Annotated in this window: 20 protein-coding genes; 2 read left to right on the forward strand and 18 right to left on the reverse strand. The window is 57.5% G+C overall.

The window, feature by feature from the left end:
- Nucleotides 1–2 precede the first annotated feature (2 nt).
- The 7 genes from mreB to B1748_RS18805 all read right to left on the reverse strand — a co-directional run bounded on the left by mreB (nucleotide 3) and on the right by B1748_RS18805 (nucleotide 7,917).
- Nucleotides 3–992, reverse strand: coding sequence for a rod shape-determining protein MreB (gene mreB / locus B1748_RS18775; RefSeq protein WP_087569464.1), 990 nt, complete (start codon nucleotides 990–992; stop codon nucleotides 3–5).
- Nucleotides 993–1,142: 150 nt separating this feature from the next.
- Complete coding sequence (gene spoIIID / locus B1748_RS18780; RefSeq protein ID WP_087569465.1) at nucleotides 1,143–1,430, reverse strand: sporulation transcriptional regulator SpoIIID; 288 nt, start codon at nucleotides 1,428–1,430, stop codon at nucleotides 1,143–1,145.
- A gap of 177 nt (nucleotides 1,431–1,607) precedes the next feature.
- Nucleotides 1,608–2,339 (reverse strand): M23 family metallopeptidase, encoded by a 732-nt coding sequence (locus B1748_RS18785; protein WP_087569466.1) that lies wholly within the window; start codon nucleotides 2,337–2,339, stop codon nucleotides 1,608–1,610.
- A gap of 332 nt (nucleotides 2,340–2,671) precedes the next feature.
- Nucleotides 2,672–3,895, reverse strand: coding sequence for a stage II sporulation protein D (gene spoIID / locus B1748_RS18790; RefSeq protein ID WP_256975761.1), 1,224 nt, complete (start codon nucleotides 3,893–3,895; stop codon nucleotides 2,672–2,674).
- A 410-nt stretch (nucleotides 3,896–4,305) separates the two neighbouring features.
- Nucleotides 4,306–5,478 (reverse strand): ABC transporter permease, encoded by a 1,173-nt coding sequence (locus B1748_RS18795; RefSeq protein WP_087569467.1) that lies wholly within the window; start codon nucleotides 5,476–5,478, stop codon nucleotides 4,306–4,308.
- Nucleotides 5,420–6,181, reverse strand: coding sequence for an ABC transporter ATP-binding protein (locus tag B1748_RS18800; RefSeq protein ID WP_373271285.1), 762 nt, complete (start codon nucleotides 6,179–6,181; stop codon nucleotides 5,420–5,422). Before B1748_RS18800 ends, B1748_RS18795 begins: the two co-directional genes overlap by 59 nt.
- Complete coding sequence (locus B1748_RS18805) at nucleotides 6,178–7,917, reverse strand: efflux RND transporter periplasmic adaptor subunit (protein ID WP_087569468.1); 1,740 nt, start codon at nucleotides 7,915–7,917, stop codon at nucleotides 6,178–6,180. Before B1748_RS18805 ends, B1748_RS18800 begins: the two co-directional genes overlap by 4 nt.
- 258 nt (nucleotides 7,918–8,175) lie before the next feature.
- On the opposite strand from B1748_RS18805, the gene B1748_RS18810 reads away from it, so the two are divergent.
- Both B1748_RS18810 and B1748_RS18815 read left to right on the forward strand, forming a co-directional pair.
- The gene (locus B1748_RS18810; protein ID WP_087569469.1) at nucleotides 8,176–8,853 is read left to right on the forward strand and encodes a response regulator transcription factor; all 678 of its coding nucleotides are present in this window, start codon (nucleotides 8,176–8,178) and stop codon (nucleotides 8,851–8,853) included.
- Nucleotides 8,850–10,505, forward strand: coding sequence for a sensor histidine kinase (locus B1748_RS18815; RefSeq protein WP_087569470.1), 1,656 nt, complete (start codon nucleotides 8,850–8,852; stop codon nucleotides 10,503–10,505). Before B1748_RS18810 ends, B1748_RS18815 begins: the two co-directional genes overlap by 4 nt.
- Nucleotides 10,506–11,303: 798 nt before the next feature.
- Here the strand turns inward: B1748_RS18815 and murA are convergent.
- The 11 genes from murA to B1748_RS18875 all read right to left on the reverse strand — a co-directional run bounded on the left by murA (nucleotide 11,304) and on the right by B1748_RS18875 (nucleotide 26,365).
- Nucleotides 11,304–12,743, reverse strand: coding sequence for a UDP-N-acetylglucosamine 1-carboxyvinyltransferase (murA, locus tag B1748_RS18820; protein ID WP_087569471.1), 1,440 nt, complete (start codon nucleotides 12,741–12,743; stop codon nucleotides 11,304–11,306).
- 286 nt (nucleotides 12,744–13,029) lie between these two features.
- Complete coding sequence (locus B1748_RS18825) at nucleotides 13,030–13,275, reverse strand: DUF1146 domain-containing protein (protein ID WP_087569472.1); 246 nt, start codon at nucleotides 13,273–13,275, stop codon at nucleotides 13,030–13,032.
- A 52-nt stretch (nucleotides 13,276–13,327) separates the two neighbouring features.
- Complete coding sequence (locus tag B1748_RS18830; protein WP_087569473.1) at nucleotides 13,328–16,759, reverse strand: S8 family peptidase; 3,432 nt, start codon at nucleotides 16,757–16,759, stop codon at nucleotides 13,328–13,330.
- Between the two features lie 1,084 nt (nucleotides 16,760–17,843).
- Nucleotides 17,844–19,397 (reverse strand): NADH-quinone oxidoreductase subunit N, encoded by a 1,554-nt coding sequence (locus B1748_RS18840; RefSeq protein ID WP_256975762.1) that lies wholly within the window; start codon nucleotides 19,395–19,397, stop codon nucleotides 17,844–17,846.
- A gap of 3 nt (nucleotides 19,398–19,400) precedes the next feature.
- Nucleotides 19,401–21,029, reverse strand: a complete 1,629-nt coding sequence (locus tag B1748_RS18845; RefSeq protein ID WP_256975763.1) for a complex I subunit 4 family protein — start codon at nucleotides 21,027–21,029, stop codon at nucleotides 19,401–19,403.
- Entirely contained in the window at nucleotides 21,026–22,939 is a 1,914-nt protein-coding gene (gene nuoL / locus B1748_RS18850) for an NADH-quinone oxidoreductase subunit L (RefSeq protein WP_087569475.1), read from the reverse strand. Before nuoL ends, B1748_RS18845 begins: the two co-directional genes overlap by 4 nt.
- A 7-nt stretch (nucleotides 22,940–22,946) precedes the next feature.
- Nucleotides 22,947–23,249 (reverse strand): NADH-quinone oxidoreductase subunit NuoK, encoded by a 303-nt coding sequence (gene nuoK, locus B1748_RS18855; RefSeq protein WP_087569476.1) that lies wholly within the window; start codon nucleotides 23,247–23,249, stop codon nucleotides 22,947–22,949.
- Nucleotides 23,250–23,253: 4 nt separating this feature from the next.
- Entirely contained in the window at nucleotides 23,254–23,784 is a 531-nt protein-coding gene (locus B1748_RS18860; RefSeq protein ID WP_087569477.1) for an NADH-quinone oxidoreductase subunit J, read from the reverse strand.
- Nucleotides 23,785–24,237 carry an NADH-quinone oxidoreductase subunit NuoI gene (nuoI, locus tag B1748_RS18865; RefSeq protein ID WP_087569478.1) on the reverse strand — a complete coding sequence of 151 codons (453 nt, stop codon included), beginning with the start codon at nucleotides 24,235–24,237 and terminating at the stop codon, nucleotides 23,785–23,787.
- A gap of 17 nt (nucleotides 24,238–24,254) precedes the next feature.
- A complete protein-coding gene (nuoH, locus tag B1748_RS18870) occupies nucleotides 24,255–25,265 on the reverse strand; it encodes an NADH-quinone oxidoreductase subunit NuoH (protein ID WP_087569479.1) in 1,011 nt (336 codons plus the stop codon).
- Nucleotides 25,265–26,365 carry an NADH-quinone oxidoreductase subunit D gene (locus B1748_RS18875; RefSeq protein WP_087569480.1) on the reverse strand — a complete coding sequence of 367 codons (1,101 nt, stop codon included), beginning with the start codon at nucleotides 26,363–26,365 and terminating at the stop codon, nucleotides 25,265–25,267. Before B1748_RS18875 ends, nuoH begins: the two co-directional genes overlap by 1 nt.
- Between the last annotated feature and the right edge of the window lie 8 nt (nucleotides 26,366–26,373).

Consider the following 26,373-nt stretch of genomic DNA (forward strand, 5'->3'; position numbering starts at 1 on the left):
GCTTACTTCTTGAGCCTGTCCAAGTGATCGAGCAGAATGCCCGTCCCTTTTACGACGCAGTGCATAGGATTTTCCGCGATGAGCACCGGCACCTTAAGCTCGTCCGCCAGCAGCGCGTCCATGCCCCCCAGCAGCGCTCCGCCGCCGGTCAGAATCACGCCTCTGTCGATGATATCCGCCGACAGCTCCGGCGGCGTCTGCTCCAGCACGTATTTGGCTGCGGCTACGATCGACATAACAGAATCCCACAACGCCTCTCTCACTTCGTGAGAGCGAATCGTTACGGTCAGCGGCAAGCCGGACACCATATCCCGGCCCCGAATATCGATCTCTTCGTTCCGATTCTCCGCATAGACAGTGCCGATCTTGATCTTGATATCCTCGCTGGTCCGTTCCCCGATCAAAAGCTTGTACTTATTTTTGATGTACTTCATGATGGCATCGTCGAACTTGTCGCCCGCCACCTTTATGGAAGATGCCGTTACAATGTCGCCCATAGACAGCACCGCTATATCCGTTGTGCCTCCGCCGATGTCCACAACCATGTTGCCGCTAGGCTGGAAGATGTCCATGCCGGCCCCGATAGCCGCGGCCTTCGGTTCTTCCTCCAGGTAAACTTCCTTCGCGCCGCTTCTCTCCGCCGCTTCCCGTATCGCCTTCTGTTCGACGGACGTAATGTTTGTCGGCGCGCAGATCAGAATGCGGGGACGGCTAAACCACTTGCGGCCATCCACCCGGTCAATAAACGCTTTCAACATAATTTCCGTAATCTCAAAGTCGGCGATGACGCCGTCCCGCAGCGGACGGATCGCCACAATGTTGCCCGGCGTACGTCCAACCATACGGTGCGCGTCCTCGCCGACCGCGAGCACTCGCTTCGAATCGCTTTCGATCGCAACGACCGAAGGCTCGTCAAGCACAATACCTCTACCCTTTACATGAATGGATACATTAGCCGTCCCCAGATCAATCCCGATATCCTTGCTTAGCATAAGGCGTAAGTCCCCCAACTAATAAATTGTACGTAGGCGTTCCATTTGGCCTTCCAACATCCGTGGAAAAACCCCTAACGTACATTATTCGTCAAAAAAGACCAAAATCCTCTCTTCGCCAAGCAATTTTTGATGAATATTCGGGTAATGTCAGACCTTGCCCGCAGCGAGCACTTCGCGCTTCTTGGAGCTGGTTTTCTTGTACTTGATCTTGGTCGCTTCGCCTCCTCTAAGATGCCGGATCGACTTGTGGTACTCGAGAATGTGCTTTACCTGGTCGGCCAGGTCCGGGTTAATCTCCGGCAACCGCTCGGTCAAATCCTTATGCACCGTGCTCTTGGACACGCCGAATTCTTTGGCGATCGTCCGCACCGTATGCTTCGTTTCCACGATGCAGCGGCCTATTTTAATGGTTCGCTCTTTGATGTAATCGTGCACGTTCCCGCCTCCCTACTCGAGATAGTTTGGTACATTATATGAGTGGAGTGGGTATATATTCGTTGTGGCCAAGCGTGACAAGCCCGGAAAGTGAATATTTTTGCAAAAAAAGAAGCAGGCCAGGGAAAAATCCCTTGCCTGCCAGCGGTTTCGGACGACTTTCGTCCTAGTGCGAAATTACTTGACGATAAAATCCGCCGGGTTGACCGGCGATCCGTTGAGACGCGTCTCGAAGTGGAGATGCACGTCGAGGTCGCTCTCAAGCTCGCTGCGGCCCGCCTTGGCGATGATCGTGTTTTGCTCAACGTCGTCACCCTCAGCCACTTGAACGTCCGAGAGGCTCTGATACACCGTCACCAGACCGTTGCCATGGCTAATCTCCACGATAGTGCCGTTCGTCGGATGCTGCTTCACCAAAGTTACTTTGCCGGACAGCGCCGCCAGAACATCGAATGGCGTACCGTTGGGATCAACAAAGTCGATGCCCGTATGAGCCGTAAAGGAATTGCCGACCTGGATCAGCGCCGCTTCCTTCTCGGCCTCGCTTGCGTCCGCATCATAATACAGCGTTTCCTTCTGCAGCGCATTGTAATCGGCTACCGGCCATGCCATCTTCTCGTCGTCCGTGATCACGCCCACGACATCCTCGCCCTTGCCTGTCTCTTCGTTCCCTTGTGCTTCTTCAGCGGCGTTGTCCGGACCCATTGTCGCTTGGTCCGTCTCCCCCGACCCCTGATAGATCCACATGAGAGTAACGATAATTGCTGCCGCAGCCATGAAGATCGCTGGAGAAACCCATCGCTTTGCGAATAGCTTCTTCAGTCCGCTGCTAGAGTTTGCGGCAGACGCGCCTCCCAGACTATTTTTGGGAGTTTCTTGCTTGTTTTTGTTTTGGTTTTGTTCATTCATTAGCTATCACCTCACTAGCCATTGTTGCCAGATCTGCTAGGTTTATACGTGAGGCATAGCATTTTTTAAGAGTTTATCCTAGGGCGTGTCTGAATACTCCGAGGGGAGCAGATTTTGCCGAATTTTCGTTCCATGCAAGGAACTTTTGTGAAGGCGTACCGGGGGTACGTCAAGCAAAAGTGACGAAGCAGGGGGCGGAAAGGCGGTGAAAGATGCCCCTGAGCGGGTTTTCAGACACGACCTAATCGTACATGTTCAAGAAGTACGGCTTTCGGCGCAATAGAGTATCCTTCGAGTATCACTTCGTGATCGATAGGAACTTTTGCGGCCTCTTATGGTAGATTCGAGGCTTGTTCGACCTTGGTCCCCGAGTAGTAATGAAGTAGAATATCCACGGCCGTACGGCCTTCCTTGGCCATCCCGTTCGCTCCCCACTGGCTCATGCCGACTCCGTGCCCGAAGCCGTAGGTTGTAAACGTAATGCCCTCCTTGCCAATCTTCCAACTGAATTGCGAGGATGCGAGTCCCAACCGCTCTCTCACTTCTCTTCCGGTAAAGGGCGTCCCGTTGACGGATATAGACTTGATTCGATTGCCCTCCGTTTTGTCGACCAGTTTAATAGAGGGCTTGCCCTTCGCCTTCTTTCCTTTCATTCCCATCAGCTTATAGAATCGCGAGAGCTCGAATGTCTCCTCTTGCTCGTATCGGGGCGAGATCGACTTGTCCCATGGGCTGTCGACGCTGCGCAAGTAAGGGAGCGACATCGTCCAATACTCCTCGGAATTTTCCGTGTATCCGTTGCTGGTCGAGAAAAAGGCTGCCTGAATCGGTTCTCCCTCGTAGGTGACAACGAGTCCTTCCGTCTCGCGGACGGCCTGGGCAAGCTTCGCCAGATTTTCCGCCTCCGCATCTCCCTCCCAACGCCTGCCGAGCTCCTTCTTCGACACGTAGACTTGATGCTCCACCGTATCCGAGACATCCGCTCCCCGGCTCGCCAGCTCATTGTCGCCCGAGGCCAGTCTGCGAACGATATAGGTTCTTGCCGCGATTGCTTGCGCCTTCAGCGCCTCCAGCTCGAAGTCGATCGGCATCTCCCCCGCCAGCACGCCCATTACGTAGGTTTCGATCGGCACCTTCTCTACCGTGCCTGTCCCGGTCAGATAGACTCGGACGGTTACTCCCTCAAGCGCGCCCTTAACGGCAGGCTCGGCTTGCGTCCCGGACTTGTCCTCCGCGGTTACGTCTCCCGGAGCTTGCTGCGATGTTGCCGGCGGCATCGCATCGCTTTCTGCTCCTTTAGGCTCAATACCCGGCGTACCGGCTTCATTATCAGTTGGCCGCTTGTCCCCATCCTCCGACTCGACGACAGGCAAAGCACCAGCGTGAGTGCCCGGCTTGTCAACTGTTTTCGAGTCCACCGCATCTTCCAGTATGCTGCCAGATTCCTCGATTGCTTGTCCTTGATCACCGTCTGTAGCCCGGATCGCAAAGGGAATGGACGCCGTGTACACATCCTTCGCGAGCCCATTGTCCGCTTCCGTCAGAAACCATCGCATACCGAATACGACACAGCCCAGCGCAATTCCTACCCCGAAGACAGACCACCATTGCTTATTGCCCGGAATATAGATTGCCTTCGACCTGCCAAACCATCTTGTTGCTCTTATGCTACCCTACGCTCCTTCCCTGACAGGCTGCGCAGCCCTCTTTCATTCAGCACGGTTGAGAGGGATTCTCTTAACCGCCTCTTAACCGCCTGTACTACATTCTATGAGCCCGATTGGTAGGGTAGAAGAACAAAATCATGTTCGGCAGCGGCTGGAGTCAATGAAGTAAATCTCTCTAGAGCCAAACCAAACAGGCAACGATCGTCGCCGGAAGGGCGGATTATTGCCTGTTTGTTGGAAAAACTAGCTATGGAATGGCGAATTATTCCTTACCCCATCAAATCATCGCCGCAGGAGCGTTAATCGTGCCTCAGCGCGTCTACCGGCTTCAGGCCGGCGGCTTTGTAAGCCGGGAAGAGACCGAAGACGATGCCGACGCAGGCCGAGAAGAGGAATGCGTACAGCGCCATATCCGAGGAGACGGCCGTCGGCGAATCCATCGCCGTCTCGATGACGAATGAAGCCGCGTATCCGAGCGCTACGCCCAGCGCGCCTCCGAGCGTGCTGATCGACATCGCCTCGATCAGGAATTGCAGCATCACGTCGCGCCGCTTGGCGCCAAGAGACTTGCGGATGCCGATCTCCCTTGTCCGCTCCGTCACGGAGACGAGCATAATATTCATAATGCCGATGCCTCCGACCATCAGAGAGATGGCCGCAACGCCGACCAGCATGGTGTTCATCGTCTCGTTAACGGCATTGAGCGTGTCCATTGCATCCTGCTGATTGAAGACGCGATAACTGTTCGAATCGCCGCGGAACAACCCCGTCAGCTCGGTCTCCAGCCTCGACGTCACGGCGTCCATGACATCCATCTCCGTTGTCTGAATATACACCGTCCGCACGCCGTCGCTATTGAAGATACGCTGGGCAACCGACAGCGGGATGAGCAGCTTCTCGTCGTTGGAGCCGGCTAGCGAGCTTCCCTTAGGCTCTAGCAAGCCGACGATCGTAAAGCGCATGCCGTTGACAAGTACGACCTTGCCCAGCGGATCGTCGCCGCCGAACAACTCGTCTGACGTCGTAACGCCAATCAGCGCGACCCGCGTCTTGTTGCGCTCGTCCATCGCCGTAATATACCGGCCGCTCTGCACGCTGAAGTCCTGCACAAGCTCGTACTCCGTCGTAATGCCGTCGACGGTGACGTTTGTACTCGTCTTGTCGTACTTCACCGACGCCGAAGAGCTGACGACCGGCGATACGCCGGCTATGCCTTCGATGTTGGCAAGCTCGAGCGCCTCGTCCTTCGTTAATGTCGTGTCCGTGCCGCGACCGGTAATCGTTACCGAGAGCATGTTGGTTCCGAGAGAGGATACTTGCTCCTCGACCTGACGGGAGGAGCCTTCGCCCATGGCGACCAGCGCGATGACCGTAGCCACCCCGATCAGGATGCCCAGCATGGACAGAACGGTTCTAAGCTTGTTGGACAGGATGCTGGAGAAGGCCATTCGGAAGCCTTGGGACAACTTCATGCTCCATCCTCCTCTCCTGCTCGGTCATACAGCCGTCTCTCATAGCGACGATGCGCGAAGCACGGCGGGCTACTTCCTGGTCATGCGTAATGAGCACGATCGTATGGCCCTCCGCATTGAGCTGCTCAATGAGCGCGAGCACCTCTTGACCGGTCTTTGTATCCAGAGCGCCCGTCGGCTCGTCGGCCAGCAGCATCGGCGGATGCCCGGCGAGCGCGCGAGCGATGGCGACCCGTTGCTGCTGACCGCCGGACAGCTCGCTTGGCTTGTGGAACATTCGCTCCGACAAGCCGACCTGCGCGAGCGCGCGGGTGGAGCGCTCGCGCCGCTCCTTCGAAGACATGCCCCGGTAGACGAGCGGCAGCTCCACGTTCTCGATCGCGGACAGCTTCGGAAGCAGGTGGAACGATTGGAAGATAAAGCCGATCTTGCGGTTGCGAATATTGGCCAGCTTGTTGTCGCTCAGCCCCTTCACCTCTATGCCGTCCAGCTTGTAGCTTCCTTCGCTCGGCGCGTCCAGGCAACCGATAACGTTCATAAGCGTGGACTTGCCCGAACCCGAGGGCCCCACAATCGCAACAAATTCACCCGGCATAACCTGCAAAGATATTTCGTTTAAGACGCGCACTTTCTCTCTTCCCATTAGGTAGCTCTTCGACAGCTCCCGAATGTCGATAAGAGGCTCCATATTCGCCTGCATCATCGGACACCGCCGCCTTGCGGCATTCCACCGCGCATGCCGCCTGATCCCTGGCCTCCTCCGCCGAAGCCTCCGCCGCCGAAATTGCCAAAGCTGCCGCCCATGCCGCCCGGGAACATCATCTCGGTACCCGCGGACGACGGGGCTGTTCCAACCGTACCCTGCGGCAGCGGGACAAGCACCGTATCGCCCTCGGATAAGCCCGATACGATCTCCACATACGTTTCGTCGCTAAGGCCTACCGTGACTTCTTTCAACTGACCGCCAAGTCCGATTCGCTCCGCCATGGCGCTTATTCGGTCATCGCCTGCCAGGTCGGGCGTCGTCTGTCCCCCGACACCCGGGGCTTGGGCTCCCGGAGCCTGGTCTGGTGCGGACTGACCGTCTGCCTCGCCCGGCGCGGAGGAAGCCAAAGTCGCCTCTTGGGAGCGAGCTTGACCGGACGGCATCGGAACTCCCCCTTCCGCGAAACCTTGACCGGATGATGGCCTTTGTGGAATTTGTCCGTCTGCAGGCATAGCAGGAATAGCACCCATATCCCCTCCAGCCCCGGCAGCCCGCCTCTCTGGCACTGCTTCGCCGTCAGCGCCGCCTTGCACGGCGGATCTACGGCCGCCGCCCGGACCTACCGCGCCTTCAGCCGCTCCTACGCCTGCGGCGCCACTCCAGCTCTCGCCTCCCGGACCTGCCGCTCCTTCTCCCGCTCCTGCTCCTGCGGCGCCGCCCCAGCGCTCGCCGCCCGTACGCTCGCCGCCCGGCATTGCCGGGGGCTGCCCCGTCTCCGGCGAGGAAGCGTCCGAAGCGCCTTCGGCGGGAACGCGGACATAAGTCCGGCCCAACAGCTCCACGACCGCGTCCACAGGGACGACGACTACATTTTCGCGGGAATCGATAATCATATCCGCTTGTCCGGACATGCCGGCAAGAACGCCTTCCACTTCCTTGAGCGCAATGGCAACCTCGTATGCCGCCACGCCGCCCGATACCGAGCCCTCCTTGGCGAGCTCCAGAATCTCGCCTTCGAACGTCTTGTCGGGAAAAGCGGTGAGATGAATTTCCGCGGACTGGCCTACGGTAATCTGAGGCATATCCAGCTCGTCCACCTGAACGTTGAAGGTAAGAGCATTGTAGTCAACGATATCCGCAATGATGGTATTGGCTTGCACTGTATCTCCGACAGCGACCTCGCTGACCGTCACCACTCCGTCAATCGCAGCTGTAACCTCCAGCCGTTCCGCTTGCTGCTCCCTCAGCTCCGCCAGTTCCTTCTCGCCAGCCGCCATCTCCAGCTTCAACACCTCAATATTAAGCTGAATCGATGCCAGTGAGGCTGGATCCGCCTCATCCGCCACAGCCGTTTCCTTATATTGCTTCTCGTACTGCTCCAATTGCAATTGCTGCTTCTTGATGCTAAGCACCTTCTGGTCGATCTGGCCGCTCACATCCTCCTTCTCGAAGACGGCAAGCACCTGCCCGGCAGTCACATGATCTCCCACCTTAAAGCCAAGCTCCTCGATTGTTCCGTTAAGGCCCGCCTTGACCGATTCCTTCGTCTCGGCCGCCACGGAGCCGGAACCGCTCACTTTGAGGACAATATCCCCTCTCGTCGCTCTTGCTGAGACCGACGTCGCCTCGGCCGCGGCGGCCAACGGGCGCTGGGCATCCCAATAATAGTAGCCGCCGGAGCCTGCTGCCGCTACTACCAGCACTACACCGACGCCGATCATCCACTTCTTCATGTCCACTCCACCTTCCGACTATCGATATCAAGAGGGACTATAGCATGGGTTCATGAACGGCATATGAACGTCATTGTCTACTGCCCGAACGCAGCTCCCGGCGAACGGGGGACCAGAAGTGATACGTTGCATCGCACGCATCCTCATTCGTTCCGGTTCACGATTTTCAGCTTCCTTTCATATTCGGTTCAGCTTGGTCTAAGCTTGTTCATATATGCTTGAGGGTACAGAAATTAGTGTAGATCGGGGGACACCGGCATGCCCAAAATCGTTGTCGTCGACGACGATCCCAACATTCGCGAGCTGATCGGATTATTTCTCAAGAGGGACGGCCATCAGGTCGTGGAGGCTGGGGACGGCATTGAAGCGTTGGAGAAGCTGAAGTCCGTAAAGCCCGACCTCGCCATCATCGACATCATGATGCCCCGGATGGATGGCTGGGCGTTATGCTCCGAATTGAGCGGAATCTACGACATTCCGCTGCTGCTGCTGACGGCCAAAGGGGAGACGATACACAAAGTGAAGGGACTTGAGCTGGGAGCGGATGACTACTTGGTCAAGCCATTCGACCCGCCGGAGCTGCAAGCTCGCGTGAAGGCTCTGCTCAGACGATACCGGATTACCGCTTCCCAGAACATCGAGTTGGGCAGCATCAGCATGAACTATGCCGACTTCCGCATCTGCTGCGGCGAGGAAACCTTGTCGCTGCCGCCCAAGGAATTCGAACTGTTATTCAGGCTGGCCAGCTATCCCGGCAAAACCTTCTCTCGGGAGGATCTCATTACCCAGCTATGGGGAGTCGATTACGAGGGCGACGAGAGAACGGTGGACGTCCATATTAAACGGCTCCGCACCCGATTCCCCGAAGGGAGCTTCGGCTTCCGCATCGAGACGGTGAGAGGACTCGGCTATCGTCTGGAGTCTACGGCCGGATGACGCGCAGCCTGTACGTCCGCATTGTCGCTACGTTCCTGCTGGTTGTCGTGCTAAGCATCGCGCTGGCGTTCCTGCTGACGAACCAGTTGTTCAAGGGATCCCGCGGCTCGGTTGCCCAGAACTACGACGATGCCTTCGAGCGGATACGGCAGCTCCATCATGTCGTCGAACCATCCTCGCTGTCCGGGTTCCTCGAAGAAATCGCCGATATCGAGGACATGACTATCCTTGCGGTCAGCTCCAAGGGCGAACGCATTTCGGTTGGCGAGTCTGCGGAGGAACTCCAGCGGCGAGTAAACGGATTTCGGCCGCCAGGCGTTTTGCCCTGGTTGGAAAGACGAGGGGTAGAAGCAACAAACGGAGTATCTGCCAGCGATTCTATTGAGGTCGAAACGAGAGGCAGCTCAACGGGAACAATCGATGAGTCGGCCAGCGCCTCGGATTTCGATAACGAGTACTCAGGCATACGCTCGCAACGGGAAACCGCCGCGGAAGCTGACAGCAGCCGGCCGGCCGATGCCGCGAATAGCGGTGATGCAGCAGATAAAGCCGTGCCTGCCGAGTCATGGACGGGAGAGGGCAGTCCACGCATATGGGGATATCGCTCCGGCTTGCCCCCACGCCAGCCTTCGGTCGGCGAATCCATCGGCCGTCTCGTCACGCTGGACGGCGAGCAGTGGTCGATCTTCCTGCAGCATAATCGATATCCGCGCAACAGCAACTTTATCCTGACGACGGCCACCTTGCTCCTCGCGCTGCTGGCGATCGGTTCCGTGCTTATCTTGTTCGCCGCGCGCTTCCTCGTCCGTCCGATCAAACATATTAACGATGCCGCGCTACGCATGTCTTCGGGCAACTTCGCCGTTCGGCTGCCGGTCAAGCGCCGTGACGAACTTGGCGAGCTCGCGGGCAGTATGAACACAATGGCGAAGGGCTTGTCACGGATCGAGTCGATGCGGCAGGATTTCGTCGCCAATGTCTCGCATGAGATTCAATCGCCTCTAACATCCATTCACGGCTTCGCCGAGGCGCTTCGCGCCGATGACGTGACGATCGAAGAGAAGGAGCGGTATGTCGGAATCATTCAGCAGGAGAGCAGCCGGCTGTCCAAGCTAAGCGACAATCTGCTCAAGCTGTCCTCTCTCGACTCCGAACAGCATCCCTTCCATCCCGCGCCTTACCGATTGGACCGCCAGCTGCGGGAAATTATTTTGGCCGGAGAACCGGCCTGGCAGCGCAAGTCGCTGCGCGTCGAGCTCCAAGCCGAACCGCTCGCCTTAACGGCCGATACCGAGCTAATGAACGGCGTCTGGACCAATCTGCTGGCGAACAGCATCAAGTTTACGCCAAGCGGCGGAGCTATCGTTATAGCCGCGGCCGAAGAGGACGGCGTCATCCTCGTGTCCGTTCGCGACACGGGTCCCGGTATTCCCCTTGAGGAACGAGAGCGGGTATTCGAGCGGTTCTACAAGGCCGATCCGTCCCGCAATCGAAGCATCGGCGGAAGCGGTCTCGGCCTGTCCATCGCGCGCAAGATCGTCGAACTGCACGGCGGCACGATCGGGATCGTCACGGAGCACGGCGGGCCTGATGGGGAGCCGTCCTCCTCGCAGGGAGCTTGCTTTGTCGTGAGGCTGCCCGTACAGAGATGAAGCGGGCGCGAGCCACCTTTATAGCGCCTCTCCTCTGAGACCTCTCGGTTCCGGTAGCCTCGCGTGCGCCTGAAAGTAAAGACGGGTTGTTCTTGCAGCCTGCCTAATGGCTACGGGAACAACCCATGCCGGCATGCGCGGATTGCCTGAAATTCCGACTTACGCATCGTGTATGTTTTTCATACACAAGCCCGCTCTCCAACCTTCCCGAAGCATCGTGTATGATTTTTCATACTCATACGCCCGCTCAACTACCTTTCCGGCACATTGTGTATGATCTTTCATACTCAAATGCCCGCCCACCAACTTTTCCGGCGCATTGTGTATGATTTTTCATACTCATACGCTCACTCACCAACGTTTCAGGCGCATTGTGTATGATATTTCATACTCATACGCCCGCTCACCAACTTTTCAGGCGTATTGTGTATGATTTTTCGTTACTACTTAGGTACCTGGCAAAATCGGAGCTCCGTGAAAAGCTTGGGATAGCGAAGAAAGAACGGAAAGGCGTTGCTTGATCAAAGTGGAGACCACGCCCCGCAGACGGCAAGGACCTTCGCCCCCTGCTCCGTGCGAACATTCTGCTTGACCTTGACCATACGCAAATCGCGTTCGGCCTGGTTGTTGTCAAACGGATGCAAGTAGGAAGAGTTTTTGAAGTGGGAGTCCCGTAGCAAATGAGCCGAACAACAATTTGTCCGCAAAACAAACAGGAGACTCCTTTGACCAGCCCGGAGCCTATTCGCTCCGGGGCTGTAAAGTCGTCTCCCGTTATAAGAATGATGCGCGCAAATGTTACGCCCAGGTCGGCTGCACCTTCAGCACAACCGCTTCCTTGTCGCGCTTGAACGCGACGACCGGTTCACTGGATGCAGCAACCGCTGCAGCCTTCGCTGCTGCGACTTGCGGATTCGGCTGTGCGGACTCGGCATGCTGCTGGATCTGTACCGATGTGCTTGCCAGCACTGGCTCATCTTCCAGCGCGACACGGCGAATGTCTGCGCCGAGCGCAGCCAGCTTGCCCGTAATGTCAACATAACCACGATCCACGTGATGCAATCCGGTTACTTCCGTCTCTCCGTCGGCGCGAAGCGCCGCGCAGATCAGCGCAGCTCCCGCGCGAAGATCCGTGGCCGTCACCTTTGCTCCAGAGAGCGGCACGCCTCCGGTTACGATGGCCGAGCGGCCGTCCACCTTAATGTTTGCATTCATCTTTTGGAACTCTTCGACATGCATGAACCGATTCTCGAAGACCGTCTCCGTGACGACGCTCGTGCCTTCGGACACAAGCAGCAGAGCCATCATCTGGGACTGCATATCTGTCGGGAAGCCCGGATGCGGCAGCGTCTTGACGTCGACGCCCTTAAGCGACTGAGGTCCTTTTACATGAATGCCGTTGTCGCTCTCCACAATCTCGACGCCCATCTCTTGCAGCTTCGAGATGACCGGCATCAAGTGATCGGCGATGGCGCCTTCGACGAACACGTCGCCGCCCGTAATGGCGGACGCGATCATGTAGGTGCCCGCTTCGACGCGATCCGGAATCACATTATGTCTTGCACCCGACAGGCGCTCAACACCCTCGATTCGGATCATGCCGGTGCCTGCGCCGCGCACTTTGCCGCCCATGGCGTTAATATAATTGGCGAGGTCCACGATTTCCGGTTCCTTCGCCGCGTTTTCGATCGTAGTCGTGCCGTTCGCCAGCGCGGCGGCCATCATAATGTTTTCGGTGGCGCCTACGCTTGCCACGTCCAGATAAATCTTGGCGCCCTTTAGGCGATCCTTAACGCTTGCCTCGATAAAGCCATGGCCTAGCGTAATTTCGGCGCCCATCGCCTCGAATCCCTTTAAGTGCTGATCGATCGGACGAGTGCCGATGGCACAGCCGCCGGGAAGCGAGATGCGCACCTTGCCGATGCGGGCCAATAGCGGACCCATAACCAGGAAGGAAGCGCGCATTTTTCGGATGAGCTCGTAAGGAGCTTCGCAAGAATGAATAATCGGTGCGGAGATCCGCATCGTCTCGTTATTATAAGTAAGCTGAGCGCCCAATGAAGCAAGCACGCTCTGGATCGTCATAACGTCGTCGAGGAGGGGCACGTCACAGATGACGCTGTCTCCTTCCGTCGCTAATAATGAGGCAGCAAGAATGGGGAGCACTGCATTTTTGGCGCCGCTGACGCGGACCGTTCCCGATAAGCGCTGGCCTCCGCGGACGATAATTTTGGTCATCTTGTGTCCCTCCGCGAATTGCAATTTCTGTTTCAAATAGCCTTTGAACCTGTCGTTTTTTGGCAGTCCTCGAGCATTCACTAAACTTCATCATAACATCTGGCAACAATAATCGACAAGAACATTTTTTTCCCAAATTATTCTGGAAAGATTCATTTGCCCCGCCGCTCCGCGATTTACATCCTGGGCTGCAATTGCCAATTCGGGAGCGCCTAGAATGGTTATCGACAATTGCCGTCAAGATGTGAAGCTATGTATTACCCATTGTTGACATGTTTCGCGCATGTTATTCGACAAAACCTCGAAGCATGACGCTGTAACCCCAATACTGCAATATAAAGCCGGCAAACAGATGGCCGATCCCGACCGCAAGCACCACCTGCAGCATTCTGGCCTTGGGCCGGCGGGGGTATTGGAAGAAGGTCTCCCACTTTACCTCCTGCAGCAGTATCCAGACGAAGAAAATACTGAGCAGTTCCACTACGATCGAAAATAACCCCGTCATTCCCGTTGCGTTCCATATCTCGGACATCTTGGCCAACCGTCCTCCTCATCCGTCATATCCCCTAAGGGCAGACACGGCATTATACATATCGGTACAGCAACGTCGCGAATGCGGCGCGGCTTGCCGTGTCGTTCGGCTTGAACAGATTCGCTTCCACGCCGCTAAGCTTGCCGTCCTGCTTCATGGCGCTCAGCATGGGAGTGTACCAATCGTACAACGCGACATCGTTGAACGGTCTCGTCGTCTGTATTCTCGGTTTTAAACCCTCGGCGTTGCCGATAATGATAGCCATCTCCGCTCGCGTAATCGGCTCATCCGGCTTGAAGGTTCCGTCCGGATATCCTTTCACCCAGCCTTTGGCGACGGCCTTTGCAATGGAATCTTGGGCCCAGTGCGATCCAACATCCTTGAACATTCCCGTAGACGGCGCCGCAACAATCGGCTTATAGGCTTTGATGATCATCGTCACGGCTTCCGCCCGGGTTACGGAACGGTCCGGCTCGAAGCGGTAAGGCGCTGAGCCGTTTACGATGCCTTTGCCCTTTAAGCTGACGATGGCATCCTTCGCCCAGTGGCCGGATATATCCCGGAAGCCTGCGACAAGCTCATCTATGCTTAGCTTTACACGGTAATAATTGTTCTGAAACACGCGGTCCGCCGTAATTTTGACGTAATAGACCCCTGTCTCCAGAACCTGGTCCTTCGTTTTCAAGCTGCCAGCCGCATCAGTCGTCCCCGATCCTGACAGCTTCATGCGCTTGTCGAAGATCTCCAGCTTCAGCGTGGCGCCTTGCGGCACTCCTGTCACGGTCAGTCCTGTCGCGCTGTCGCTGCTCAGCCGGAATTGGAACCAGTCCGTATCGCCGGACTTATCAATTACTCCTACGTATTCGGTGCCCGACTTCATTAACAAAGCCTCGTATGACTTGTCGTTCGGCTCGTTGGGGTCGACCAGCGCCGGCTGGAAATCCATGGTCAACGAATATGTACCTGCGACTGGACTTGCATCCAGAGAGATCGCATTGTGAACACGAATATAATATTTGCCCGCGGTGACGGATATGACTGGCGTTTGTTCGGAAGCGCCTTCTCCGTGGTCGTCGTAGATGATTAACGTCTGGCCCTCCCGCTGCACGGAGATGCCGGGATCGATCCTAGCGGTATTCGTACTCAGGGACAGCTTGAGCTGGCCGTTCTGCTTGAAATCGACAACGTACCAATCTCTGTCCGCCTGCTTGTGAAAATTGCCGCTCACCGTCTGCGAACGCGGCTGCAGCGCGTAGGCGTCCCCTATACGGTCATTGGGTTCGTAAGCATCCTCGCGAATGGTGAAAGAGGTCGTTAAAGCATACGACAGCGCCTGAGTCTGAGCAGGATTGCTGAATTGCACCTTGATTCGTCCCGACCCTTTATTTACGGCGAATTCAATCGACTTGCCGGCAAGCTTTGTATCTTCCTCGCGCACGAGCTTGCCGCCCTCGTAATAACCGAAGCGGACCGTAGGCGTCGGGCTGCCAGCCGCAACGCGGCCCTCGTACCCGATCATCAGCTTACCGTCATAAGGAATATCGACCATGTACCAATCCTCGTCCTTGGCAGACGACAGCTCGGCGTTCAGATTCGCTCGCAGGGGCAGCGTCGATGCCGTTCCGCTGGAATTGTTCGGCTCGTGCGCATCCTTGGACAACGTGCCAAGAACGGCGCGATCGGCTTGCAGCAGACCGTAGCCCGACGTCGAATCGAAGCCCGCCGGCCCCATGTCTCTCGCCGTCTGACGAAGCAGTTCTCTTACCTGATACGGTTTAAAAGAGGGGTTTCGCTCCATGACTAGCGCCGCAACGGCCGCCGCCTGCGGGGCAGCCATCGACGTGCCCTCTTCCTTCTTGTACCCGCCTCCGACGGCCGTCGTGTACACATGCCACGGCGCCATAATATCCAGCTCGTAGCCGGGATTGGAGCGCGTGTCGGCCGTGCGGTCGGCGCGCGCTCCGCCTACGGCAAGCACGGTCGGATAAGCAGCGGGGTATTTCACCGCCGCCTTGGAGCCCAGGGACACACCGTCGTTGCCCGCGGCTGCGACCAGCAGCACCCCTTGTTTTTCGGCTTGATTGACGATGTCCTCCATATATGGCGACTCGCGGTGCAGGCCGACGGACAGCACAACGATCTTGGCGCCGTTCTTCATGGCATACAAGATAGCCTCGCCCAGATCTTCCTCCGTGCCGTCGCCCCATTGGTCAAGCGCCTTAATTGGCATAAGTTTGGCATTCCACATCACGCCTGCCACGCCAACTCCATTATTGCCCGCTGCGGCAAGCACGCCCGCCACGCTGGTGCCATGACCGTTGTCATCCTCCGGCGGCTTGCCCCGCTCTACGAGATTGACGCCGGTCACCAGATTATCCTTCAGATCGGGATGGTCAAGATCCACGCCGGTATCGACCAGCGCGATCGTAATGCCGGTATTGCCGGTAACCGTCTTCCAAGCCTCGGCGGCGCCAATCAGACCCAGATGCGTCTGCTTCGCCAGCTCCGGATCGTTCGCCTTCACGGCTTGCTGCTTCACAGCGGCCAGTCCCGCCTCCGCCGGAGAGTCTACGGCTGGAGACTGGCTCGGCGCATCGGATGGCAAAGCCGTTGGATCCTCCTGTTCGCTCTGGGCAGCGGATGGCGATGATGCGGGATCAGTCTGCATGTTGTCAGGGTCGGCAGATGGATTGGATGGCGACGTTGCGCGATTGACCGGCTCGCTCTTTGAATCCAACGATCCGGACTTGCTTGACGGAGCAATCTGTACGTCGTCAGTGCCAGCAGATGGATTCGATGGCGATGTTGCGCGATTGAACGGCTCGCTCTTTGAATCCAACGATCCGGACTTGCTTGATGAAGAAACCTGTACGTCGTCAGTGCCGGCAGATGGATTGGATGGCGAGGCTTTGGACACTGCTGCCCGTCCGTACTTCGAATCAAGAGTACCTGCGTCGCCCTCTGTGCCGGCCGCATTGGCGGCCCCGCTGTCTGCCCCGGCGGCGCCGGAGAGAACGTGCACCATACCATTAGGGTGCACGTAAGCGACCCCGGGCTCGCCGCGCAGACGGCGCAGCCAGGTCTCTACGTCCTCGCCGCTGTCGCCGGCGGGACGCACCACTTCCACCGCCGCGTCCGGCTGGCGGCGGAGCACCTCTGTCCCGCGCAGCTCATGCGCCTGCGCGGGGTCGGTCCAGCGGAGCAGCCAGCTCTGCGGCTGCTCCGTAGAGGCTGCGCCTGCCGCATGCGCGGCGGCAGGCGCTTCGCTGCCGGGAGCGAGCGACAGGGCGGGGACTGGGCCGGCGACGGCCAGCCCCCCGAGAGCAACGCTCCCGAGCAGCAGGGCGAGCAGCGCGCGGCGCAAGCCGCCTCGCGCTGCGAGAGCAAGACGATGAGCGCCTCCCGGTGGGGTGAGGCGCTCGAGGCGCGGCTGCGCGTCCGAAAGCGATTGTCTATGCGTGAACCAATTGCGTATTGTAATCATTAATATTCTGCCTTTTTACGTATTTTAGTAGTCATTCGACCCCTCCATACGTAACCCCTTCTTTTAGTAGCACCAAAAAAGGAAACAGCCGAAAAGACCTACATTGCCAACCTGCTGAATCACTCTCCTCCTTTATACCTTCGTACAAGCCTCAAGGTTTCGGTCCGTCGCCACTTATTTTTTTAATTCCGTCGACCGACCTGCATTGCCCCATTTCTCTCGCCCCATGAAAGGTGAATTCCCGTCGGAATCCCTGCCCACACACAGCAGAAAAATCACATTTAGCCACTCTCTTACGCCTCATTCTCACGAGCCCCATCCGCCAATAGTTACTCTCACACTCAGACTGCAACTCACACAAACTCGGTTTAATGCCCCAACTGATCCATCGAAATGGGCGACGGCAGCAACTAGGTCGATGCCATCGACTTAAACCTCGAAATCCTAGCGTCGCGGGGCGGCTAGGTCGACGGCATCGACTTAAACCTCGAAATCCGAACGTCGCGGGGCAGTTAGGTCGGCGGCATCGACTTAAAACTCGAAATCCGAACGTCGCGGAGCAGTTAGGTCGGCCTCATCGACTTAAACCTCGAAATCCGAGCGTTACGGGGCAGTTAGGTCGGCGGCATCGACTTATACCCCAAAATCCGAACGTCGCGGGGCAGTTAGGTCGGCCTCATCGACTTATACCTCAAAATCCGAGCGTCGCGGGACAGTTAGGTCGGCCTCATCGACTTAGACCTCGAAAAACTCCCTCTCTCACCCTGCAACCCGAAAAAATCGCTTACAGCTCCTCCAAACTCCCTCTCGCACCCTGCAATCCGATCCGCAAATTCCAGGGCTACAACGAACATTCCGCGCCCACAACAACAAAGCCCCCGCTTCGCAAAGTCATTATGACATGCATAACGACTCCGCCACGAGGGCCTCCCACCATATTCCCGTTCTATTCCTGTTCTCTTCCGTTTCTCTTCCAGCTTCCGTTTTCCCTTGCTCTTCCTTCTTCCTGTACTCTTCCGTTTCTGTTCCTGTTCTCTTCCGTTTTTCTCTTCCTGCTCTCTTCCCAACCTGCTCAACTCTAGTACTATTCTACGTTCATCAAATCTCCCTGGAACGAAAACACGGCGTCGATCCCCTCCACCAGCAATCCCGGATAAACGCCGAGGATCAGCGTGCCGGCCGCGCAGAACCAGATTACGATGCCGATTGCCGGCGGAATCGATATCCGTTCCTCCGAGCCGCCCCGCATAAACATCTGGCGAATAAAACCAAAGTAGAAGTAATACGAGATTACGCTGCTTAGCACCATCGCCGCCACGATCCAGTAGGCTTTGGCGTTCGCCGCCCCCAACAGGATGAACAGCTTGCCGAAGAAACCTCCCGAAATCGGCAGTCCCGCCAGCGACAGCAGAAAGATAACCATGGCCGCCGCCGTCCACGGAGCCCGATAATACATGCCCGCGAATCCCCTCAGCTCGTCATGGCCGACCGCGCGGCTTACAACCGTCAATACCGCGAAGGCGCCGATCGTCATCAGCAGATAAGCCGCGAGATAGAAGATAAGCTCCGTCACGTTGTTGCTATGTACCATCGTAATGGACAGCCCGATCGGGACGAGCAAGTAACCCGCGTTCGCGACGCCGGACAGCGCCAGCAGCCGCTTCACGTTCAATTGCCGCAGCGCGGCGAGCGTACCTACAAGCATTGCGATTGCTGCAACCAACAGCACCGCGAAGAACATATCGTCGCCGACTCCCTTGCCCGACGCGTCGATCGCGGCGAACAATCCCGTCGAGTACAAAATGCGCAACACGACGGCAAGCGTCGCTCCCTTGGATACCACCGCGAGAAACGCGACAACCGGCGTCGGAGCCCCCTGATAGACGTCCAGCGACCAGGCATGGAACGGCGCGGCGGCGACTTTTACGCCAAAGCCCGCCAGCATCATGCCGAAGCCGACGTAGACGAACGCCTCGTAATTTTCCACCGCCATAGGCAGGGCCTGGCCAATTCCGCCGAGCTGCACCGAGCCGGTGACCCCGTACAAATACGACATGCCGAACAAAATGAACGCCGACGAAATGCTCCCCGTCACGACGTACTTAAACGCCGCTTCCGCGGATCGATCATTCCTGCGACGCATCGCAACCAATACGTAGCTGGTCATGCTCATCAGCTCCAGGCCGATGTACAGCGTCACCAGATTGGCGGAAGAAGCCATCGCCATGGCGCCGATCGCGGCCGGCAGCAGGAGGTAATAATATTCGCCTTTATCCGTAATGGCGTCGTCGCGCGAAGCCGTCCCTAGTCCCAGCAAGACGACGAGCGCCGTGCCGAGCAGGAAGATCAGCTTCATCAAACTCCCGAAGTCGTCGATCCGATAGCTGTCCCCAAGGAGCGAGAGCACCTCCGCATCTCCTGCTCCATCGTTCATTTCGTTCATGCGTAGCCACACAAGCAGAGCAGCGCCCAGCAAACTTGCCAGCGTCAAACCGCCAATCCAGGAGCGGCTTACGCTTCTGGGGAGAAATAAGTCCAGCACGACCAAAGCGATAAAACAGACGCCCAGCAGCAATTCAGGAGCCATGAGCAGCATGTCGGGCCAAGTAAGAGGCAAAAATCCCGTATTGTCCGGCATGACCTAACCCCCTGACCTGGTTGCGAATAATTGATCCATAAACCCTTCGACGCTGACTCCCACCGTATCCGTCAGTACGGCAGGGTAGCAGCCCAGCAGCACAATAAACGCCAGCAGCACGATCATGGGCAGCGCCTCGACGAACCTTGCATCCCTAAGCGCCGCATGCTCCTCCCGCCTCTCGCCGAACGTAATGCCAAGCACGCTTCGCAGCATATAAGCCGCCGTCAAAATAATGCCAAGCACCGCGGCGGCCGTCACCCAGCGCATGGATTCGAACAGACCCAGCAGCGACAGCAGCTCGCCGACGAAGCCGGAGAGCCCCGGCAAACCTAACGAAGCGAGTCCCGCGACTAGCAGCACGCCGCTCATAAACGGCATGGATCTCGCCAAGCCGCCAAGCGCGGGAAGCTCCGTCGTTCCCGTCCGCTCATACAAGCTGCCGACGATCAGAAACAGCAGCGCGGAGATGAAGCCATGTGATACCAGTTGGACAATCGCCCCTTGCAGCCCGATTTCATTAAAAGCCGCAAGTCCCAACAGCACGATGCCCATATGGCTGATCGACGAATAAGCGAGCACCAGCTTAAATTCCGTCTGCCGGAACGCAAGCACGGCGCCGTACAGCAAGTTGATGAGCCCAAGCGTCGCAAGCGCCACCGCCCATTCGCGCGCCTGCTCGGGAAAGAGCAGCAAGCCGAAGCGGATGAAGCCGTACGCCCCCATCTTCAGCAGGATGCCGGAGTGGATCATGACAACGGCCGGAGGAGCTTCCGCATGCACCTTCAGCATCCAGGTATGGAACGGGAATATCGGCAGCTTGATGCCGAAACCGATCAACAGAAGCACGAAAATTGTCCAGGCCATGCCGCCGCTCATCTCGAACGGATTGGTTCCGCCCGCCGCTGCGCCAGGCAGATTCACCCAAGCATTGGGATCGGCCAGATTCCGTAAAATATCGGCATAGCTTCCGCTGTAGATCATCTCCAGGCCGCGGGCCGTTTCCTCCATTCGGAAGCCTGCCGTATTAACGAGCAGGACGAAAGCGATCAGCATGAGCGCGGAACCTATTCCGTTATAGATCAGGAATTGATTCGCCGTCCTCTCCCGGTTGTAATACCCCCAGATGCCGATCAGGAAGTAAGCCGCGACCAGCGTAATTTCGAAAAAGATAAAAAACAGAAACAAATCGCGTGCCATAAACACGCCTAGCATACCCGCTTCCAGCAGCAGGAACCAGGCGTAAAACGCCTTGCGCCGCTTTTTGACGTGAATGGCCGCAAGCGCCGCCATCGCCGTCACGACCGTCGTCAGCAGCAAGAGCGGCAGAGACAAACCGTCGATGCCAAGCGAATAGTCGAAGGAGAAGATGATGTCGGCTTCCTGTGTCCATTCATGATTAACGGGCACTTCCAGCCAGACCGCGTCTTCGCGGTAAGTCGCTCCCCCTTGCTGCTTGTCGAAGTCGGTGTACAACCACAGCGACAACACGATAGGAAGCAGCGTCGCGACGACGGCAACGGCGGTGATGGCGCGATGACGATTCTTGGGGATAAGCAACAGAACAAGCAGTCCGAGCATTGGCAGCAGCAGCAGAATCGACAATACCGGAATGTCGGAGATAATGCTCATGACAACAGCCTCCTTCCGATGATCGCGGCCGCAAGCACGACCATGCCGATGACGGCGGCCAGACTGTAGGTCCCGATGCTGCCGTTCTGCAGCCTTAGAGCCATCTTGCCGGATATGCCGGCTGCCGAGCCCGCCAGCTTAACAAGGCCGCCAATGATGTAGGTGTCGAAGGCGCCCAGCAAGGTGCCGAGAGCTCGAAGCCCTCTTACGAAGACGAACTCGTAAGCCTCGTCTACGTAATATTTGCGCTCCAGCAGCCTTGCGAGCCAAGGCGCGGCTTCCTTGACGACGGCGGGACGAGTTCGGTCTGATCCGTAGAATCGCCACCCTAGATATATGCCTGCTGCCGCCACAGCGATTGAACCTATGATGGCAGCCGGGCTCACATGCGCAACCGCTTCTTCGCCGGACAGCCAGCCGCCAAGCCAGCCGTTCCATGGCGTTTCGACGAAGCCCGCGGCGATAGCCGCGAGCGCAAGCACGACAAGCGGCAAGGTCATCGTGCGAGGCGACTCCTTCGCCCCTCCCGCTCCGCCGGCGCGAACGGTCGGACTTTCCAATCCGCCCTCCGAGCCCGTTTTCGGCTTGCCAAGAAAGACCAACACGAACACTCTCGTCATGTACAAAGCCGTACACAACGCCGCCGCGAGACCGACCGCAAAGAGGAAGAGATTTTGCTCCAGCGCGACCGCCATTATGGCGTCCTTCGACCAGAAGCCCGCCAGCGGAGGAATGCCTGCCAGCGCAAGCGCCCCGACAGCGAAGGTCGCCGTCGTTACGCGCATGCGGGCGTGCAGCCCGCCCATCTCCTGAATGTTCTGCGTATGGACGGCATGGATAACGCTGCCTGCGGCGAGGAACAATAGTGCTTTGAAGAAGGCATGCGTAAAGAGATGGAAGATGCCGCCCGTCCAGGAGCCAAGTCCGATCGCCATAAACATGTAACCAAGCTGGCTGATCGTAGAATAGGCCAATACGCGCTTGAGATCGTTTTGCGCGAGAGCGATCGTTGCGGCGAACAATGCCGTAAAGCCTCCGACGTAAGCGACGACATCGCTCGCGAACAGGGAAGCCTCCAAAATGGGAAACGTACGCGCCAACAGGTAGACGCCGGCGGCCACCATTGTCGCGGCGTGAATAAGCGCGCTGATCGGCGTAGGTCCCTCCATCGCGTCCGGCAGCCAGACATGCAGCGGGAATTGTCCCGACTTGCCCACCGCGCCGAGGAAGATAAGCAGCGCGATAACGGTCGTAATGCCGGTGGCGATGATGCCTCCTTGCCCCTCGAAGACGCTCTCTATCATCGTAAAGCCAAGCGCATGATCCGGCATGTACCAGAACAGGAGCAGAATGCCGATCAAGAGCGCGGCATCGCCGATTCTTGTCACGATGAAAGCTTTCTTGGCAGCCGCCTTGGCGGCCGGTTTCGTATACCAGAAGCCTACTAACAGGAAGGAGCATACGCCGACGAGCTCCCAGAAGATGTACAGGGAGAGCATATTGTCCGACAGCACCAGCCCCAGCATGGAGAAGGTAAACAAGGATATGTAACCGTAGAAGACGGTAATTCGTTCGTCATTTTTCATATAGCCGGCCGAATACACGTTGACCAGCAAAGCGACGAAGGTAACGACGATAAGCATCAGCGCCGTCAGATTAGTCACCTCGAAGCCGATCTCGAGGGTATAGCCGCTGATTCGGATCCAGTCGAAGCTATAGTTGTAGTCGACCGCATCCTGCCCGAACCGTTCCACCAGCACCAGCACGGACATCGCGAACGACGCCAGCGCGGCGAATGTGCCGATTATGACGCCGGCCTTGCGGTAATTCCGCCCTAGCGCCGTGAGCGCCAGAAACGCGGCAAGCGGGATGAGCGGAATGACCCAGGCCGATTTCGTATAGAAGTCCATACCCGCTTCACCTCCTCATGGCATTCATATGTTCGACGTCCACGGTGCCGCGCGCCCGAAAAAGCGCGATAAGCACCGCTACGGCAACTGCGGCTTCCGCAGCGGCGACCGTAATCGTAAAGACCGAGAAAATCTGTCCCGTCAAGGACGGGACGACTCCATACTTCGAGAAGGCAATCAAATTCAGATTGACCGCGTTCAGCATCAGCTCAAGCGATAACAGGACAATAATGGCGTTGCGCTTGGCGAGTGCGCCATACAGGCCGATACAGAACAAAATTGCGGCAAGCGTCAGGTATGATGGCAGCATATCGTTATTCCGCCTCCTTCTTGGCCAGGGAGATGGCTCCGATAAAAGCCACGGTCAGCAGAACGGACAACAGCTCGAAGGGCACGATATAGCCCGTGTAGAGCAGCTCGCCGATCGCTAATGTGTTGTCCGTTACTGCACCGGGCGCCCCGCCTGCCCCGGCTGCCCCACTCTCCGGTATGTCCGTCTGGCGGATCGCGTAGAACAGCAGCCCGAACAGGCTGAGCGCCCCGACGGCCGCCAAGGTCTCGTGCAGCGGGCGCACGGGCTCCTTCGCCGCGTTATGTTTCGTCATCATGATGCCGAATACCATCAGGATCGACACGGCGCCGGCGTAGATCAGCACCTGGACAAATGCCGCGAATTCCGCGTCCAGCAGCACGTACATCCCCGCAAGGCCAAGGAAGACGGCCGCCATGGATACAACCATATGGACGACCTTCTCCAGGCTGATCATCAGCACGGCGCCTCCGATCATAATGGCGGCGAAGACGAAGAAGGCGACAAATGGTCCGTTAACCTCCACGTTAAACAATTATTTGGCGCCTCCTTTGGCCGGAGCCCCGATGTTGTTGTTATCCTTGCGCACGAGTGTGTTGTTGTCCGTCAACCACTCGGCGTCCTTGTACAAGTCGTCCCGGCTGTACGTCGCGAGCTCGAAGTGGTTCGTCATGACGATGGCTTCCGTCGGGCACACCTCCGTACACAGATCGCACAGGATGCATATTTCGAAGTTGATATCGAAAGTGTCGATGACCTTGCCCCGCTTCTCGGGATCCGGGTTCGGCTTGCCCGTCAGCGTAATGCAGTCCGTCGGGCAAATGCGGGCGCATTGGTTGCAGACGATGCACAGCTCGGGGATGAAGTGCTGGATGCCGCGGAAGCGGTCCGGCATATGAATCGGCTCGTCGGGATAGGATGTCGTGACCTTGGGCGACGTCATCGACTTCAGCGTGACGCCGAGGCCTTGCAGCATTCCGCTTAGCATGGCGATTCCTCCAATCGTTATTTGACGAACAGCTCCAGGTACAGGGCCGTCAGGAACACGTTGAGCAGCGCGACGGGCAGCAGCACCTTCCAGCCCAGCCCCATCAATTGGTCGATGCGCACGCGCGGGAAGGTGGCGCGTATCCAGAAGAACGAAAAGACGACGGCGACGAACTTGAGCAGGAACCAGACGAGACCCGGCACGAAATCAAGAAACGGCGCCGGAGGATGCCATCCTCCCAGAAATAAAACCGTAGTCAGTGCCGCGATGGCATAGACGTAGACGTATTCGGCAAGCATAAAAAACGCGAAGCGGAAGCCGCTGTATTCGACGTGATAACCGGCCACGAGCTCCGATTCCGCCTCCGGCAGGTCGAACGGCGTCCGGTTTAGCTCCGATACGGCCGCGATATAAAAGACGACGAAGCCGATAATCTGCGGCAGAAAATTCCACTGCCAGAACCAATCTCCCTGCGCGGCGACGATCGTCCTCAGGTTCAGGCTGCCGCTTAGCAGAACGACCCCGACGACGGAGATAACAAGCGGCACCTCGTAGCTGATCATCTGGGCCGCCGAGCGCATGCCGCCCAGAAGCGCATATTTGTTGTTGGAGGCCCATCCGCCCAGCACCATCCCCAGCGTCGTAATGCCGGACAGCGCCACGTAATAGAGCAGCCCCACGTTGAGATCGGCAAAATACAGTTTCTCCGTATACGGAATGACCGCAAGCACCGCGAAGGCCGGCACGAACGCGAGCGCGGGAGCCAGGATAAAGAGCAGCCGGTCCGCTTTGCGTGGAATCGTATCCTCCTTGATCAGCAGCTTCAGAATATCCGCGACGGTCTGCAGAAGTCCCAGCGGTCCAACGCGGTTGGGTCCAACGCGAAGCTGCATCCAGCCGATGACCTTTCGCTCGTAATAGATCGCATACGTGACGAATCCAAGCACAATGAGCAGAAACACGACAGCCCAGATGAACAACACGAACGCGTTGCCCCAGGTCATGCTTTCGTTCAGCCAAGCTCCCATCAGCAATCCACCTCCCCGACCACGATATCGATGCCGCCGAGAATCGTAATGAGGTTCGTCATCGTCTCTCCGACGAGCAGCTTGGGCAGGATACCCAGGTTGACGAAGGAGGGACGTCTGAATTTGAGCCTGTACGGCTCAGCCTTGCCTTTGGATACGATATGGCAGCCGATCTCGCCCCGCGGCGACTCGATGCGCACATAAGCTTCTCCTGCGGGCGGACGAATGGCTCTTGGCACCTTGCCCATCGTCTCGCCATCCTTCGGAAATTGCGCGACCGCCTGCTTTAGAATGCGGAGGCTTTGCCGAATCTCCTCCAGCCTGATGCGGTAACGGTCGTAGCAGTCGCCGCTCGCGCCGACGGGCACGTCGAATTCGAATCGGTCGTACAGACTGTATGGCTCCTCCTTCCGAAGATCCCATTTCACGCCCGTGCAGCGAAGGTTGGCGCCGGACAAGCCGTAGCTGATGGCCGTATCCGCGTCATATCGACCGACGCCTCGGATGCGCGCCAGGAAGATCTCGTTGCCCGACACCAGCTTGTCATATTCCTCGAGCTTCTTCTCCATATAGGGGATGAAGGCTTCGACCTTATCCATCCAGCCGGGCGGAGCGTCCCACTTGACGCCGCCTACGCGCATGTAGTTGTAGGTTAACCGTGCGCCGCACAGCTCGTTAAACAAATTGATAATCATCTCGCGGTCCCGGAAAGCGTACAGAAACGGGCTCATCGCGCCGATGTCGAGCAGGTAGGTGCCCCACCAGACGAGGTGGCTGGCCACCCGCTGCAGTTCCATGACGATCAGACGGAGAAATTCCGCGCGAAGCGGCACTTCCAGCCCCATCATTTTCTCGACGGTATGGACGAGGACATAATTGTTGGTCATCGCCGATACGTAATCCATCCGGTCCGTATAAGGAATAATCTGGGTATAATTCAAATTTTCCGCGAGCTTCTCTGTTCCTCTATGCAGATAACCCATAACCGGAGTCGCTTCCGTGATGACTTCCCCATCCAGCTTGACTACGATCCGGAAGACGCCGTGCGTGCTGGGATGCTGGGGTCCAACGTTAAGCAGCAGTTCCTCTGTGCGGATCATGGTAGCGG

This window comes from Paenibacillus sp. MY03, from assembly GCF_002165585.1.
GTDB classification, from domain to species: Bacteria; Bacillota; Bacilli; order Paenibacillales; family Paenibacillaceae; genus Pristimantibacillus; species Pristimantibacillus agaridevorans.

What these genes read in the sequence shown, in the direction of transcription:
- nuoL (WP_087569475.1), bottom strand. Translation starts at nt 22,939, where the DNA reads ATGGACTTCTATACGAAATCGGCCTGGGTCATTCCGCTCATCCCGCTT.
- B1748_RS18840 (WP_256975762.1), bottom strand. Translation starts at nt 19,397, where the DNA reads ATGCCGGACAATACGGGATTTTTGCCTCTTACTTGGCCCGACATGCTG.
- B1748_RS18825 (WP_087569472.1), bottom strand. Translation starts at nt 13,275, where the DNA reads ATGTCCGAGATATGGAACGCAACGGGAATGACGGGGTTATTTTCGATC.
- B1748_RS18830 (WP_087569473.1), bottom strand. Translation starts at nt 16,759, where the DNA reads ATGATTACAATACGCAATTGGTTCACGCATAGACAATCGCTTTCGGAC.
- B1748_RS18800 (WP_373271285.1), bottom strand. Translation starts at nt 6,181, where the DNA reads ATGATGCAGGCGAATATGGAGCCTCTTATCGACATTCGGGAGCTGTCG.
- B1748_RS18795 (WP_087569467.1), bottom strand. Translation starts at nt 5,478, where the DNA reads ATGAAGTTGTCCCAAGGCTTCCGAATGGCCTTCTCCAGCATCCTGTCC.
- mreB (WP_087569464.1), bottom strand. Translation starts at nt 992, where the DNA reads ATGCTAAGCAAGGATATCGGGATTGATCTGGGGACGGCTAATGTATCC.
- spoIID (WP_256975761.1), bottom strand. Translation starts at nt 3,895, where the DNA reads ATGCGATGGTTTCTGACGGAAGCGGACAATGGGCTCGCGAAGGATGTG.
- B1748_RS18815 (WP_087569470.1), top strand. Translation starts at nt 8,850, where the DNA reads ATGACGCGCAGCCTGTACGTCCGCATTGTCGCTACGTTCCTGCTGGTT.
- murA (WP_087569471.1), bottom strand. Translation starts at nt 12,743, where the DNA reads ATGACCAAAATTATCGTCCGCGGAGGCCAGCGCTTATCGGGAACGGTC.
- B1748_RS18845 (WP_256975763.1), bottom strand. Translation starts at nt 21,029, where the DNA reads ATGAGCATTATCTCCGACATTCCGGTATTGTCGATTCTGCTGCTGCTG.
- nuoI (WP_087569478.1), bottom strand. Translation starts at nt 24,237, where the DNA reads ATGCTAAGCGGAATGCTGCAAGGCCTCGGCGTCACGCTGAAGTCGATG.
- nuoH (WP_087569479.1), bottom strand. Translation starts at nt 25,265, where the DNA reads ATGGGAGCTTGGCTGAACGAAAGCATGACCTGGGGCAACGCGTTCGTG.
- B1748_RS18805 (WP_087569468.1), bottom strand. Translation starts at nt 7,917, where the DNA reads ATGAAGAAGTGGATGATCGGCGTCGGTGTAGTGCTGGTAGTAGCGGCA.
- B1748_RS18875 (WP_087569480.1), bottom strand. Translation starts at nt 26,365, where the DNA reads ATGATCCGCACAGAGGAACTGCTGCTTAACGTTGGACCCCAGCATCCC.
- B1748_RS18785 (WP_087569466.1), bottom strand. Translation starts at nt 2,339, where the DNA reads ATGAATGAACAAAACCAAAACAAAAACAAGCAAGAAACTCCCAAAAAT.
- B1748_RS18810 (WP_087569469.1), top strand. Translation starts at nt 8,176, where the DNA reads ATGCCCAAAATCGTTGTCGTCGACGACGATCCCAACATTCGCGAGCTG.
- nuoK (WP_087569476.1), bottom strand. Translation starts at nt 23,249, where the DNA reads ATGCTGCCATCATACCTGACGCTTGCCGCAATTTTGTTCTGTATCGGC.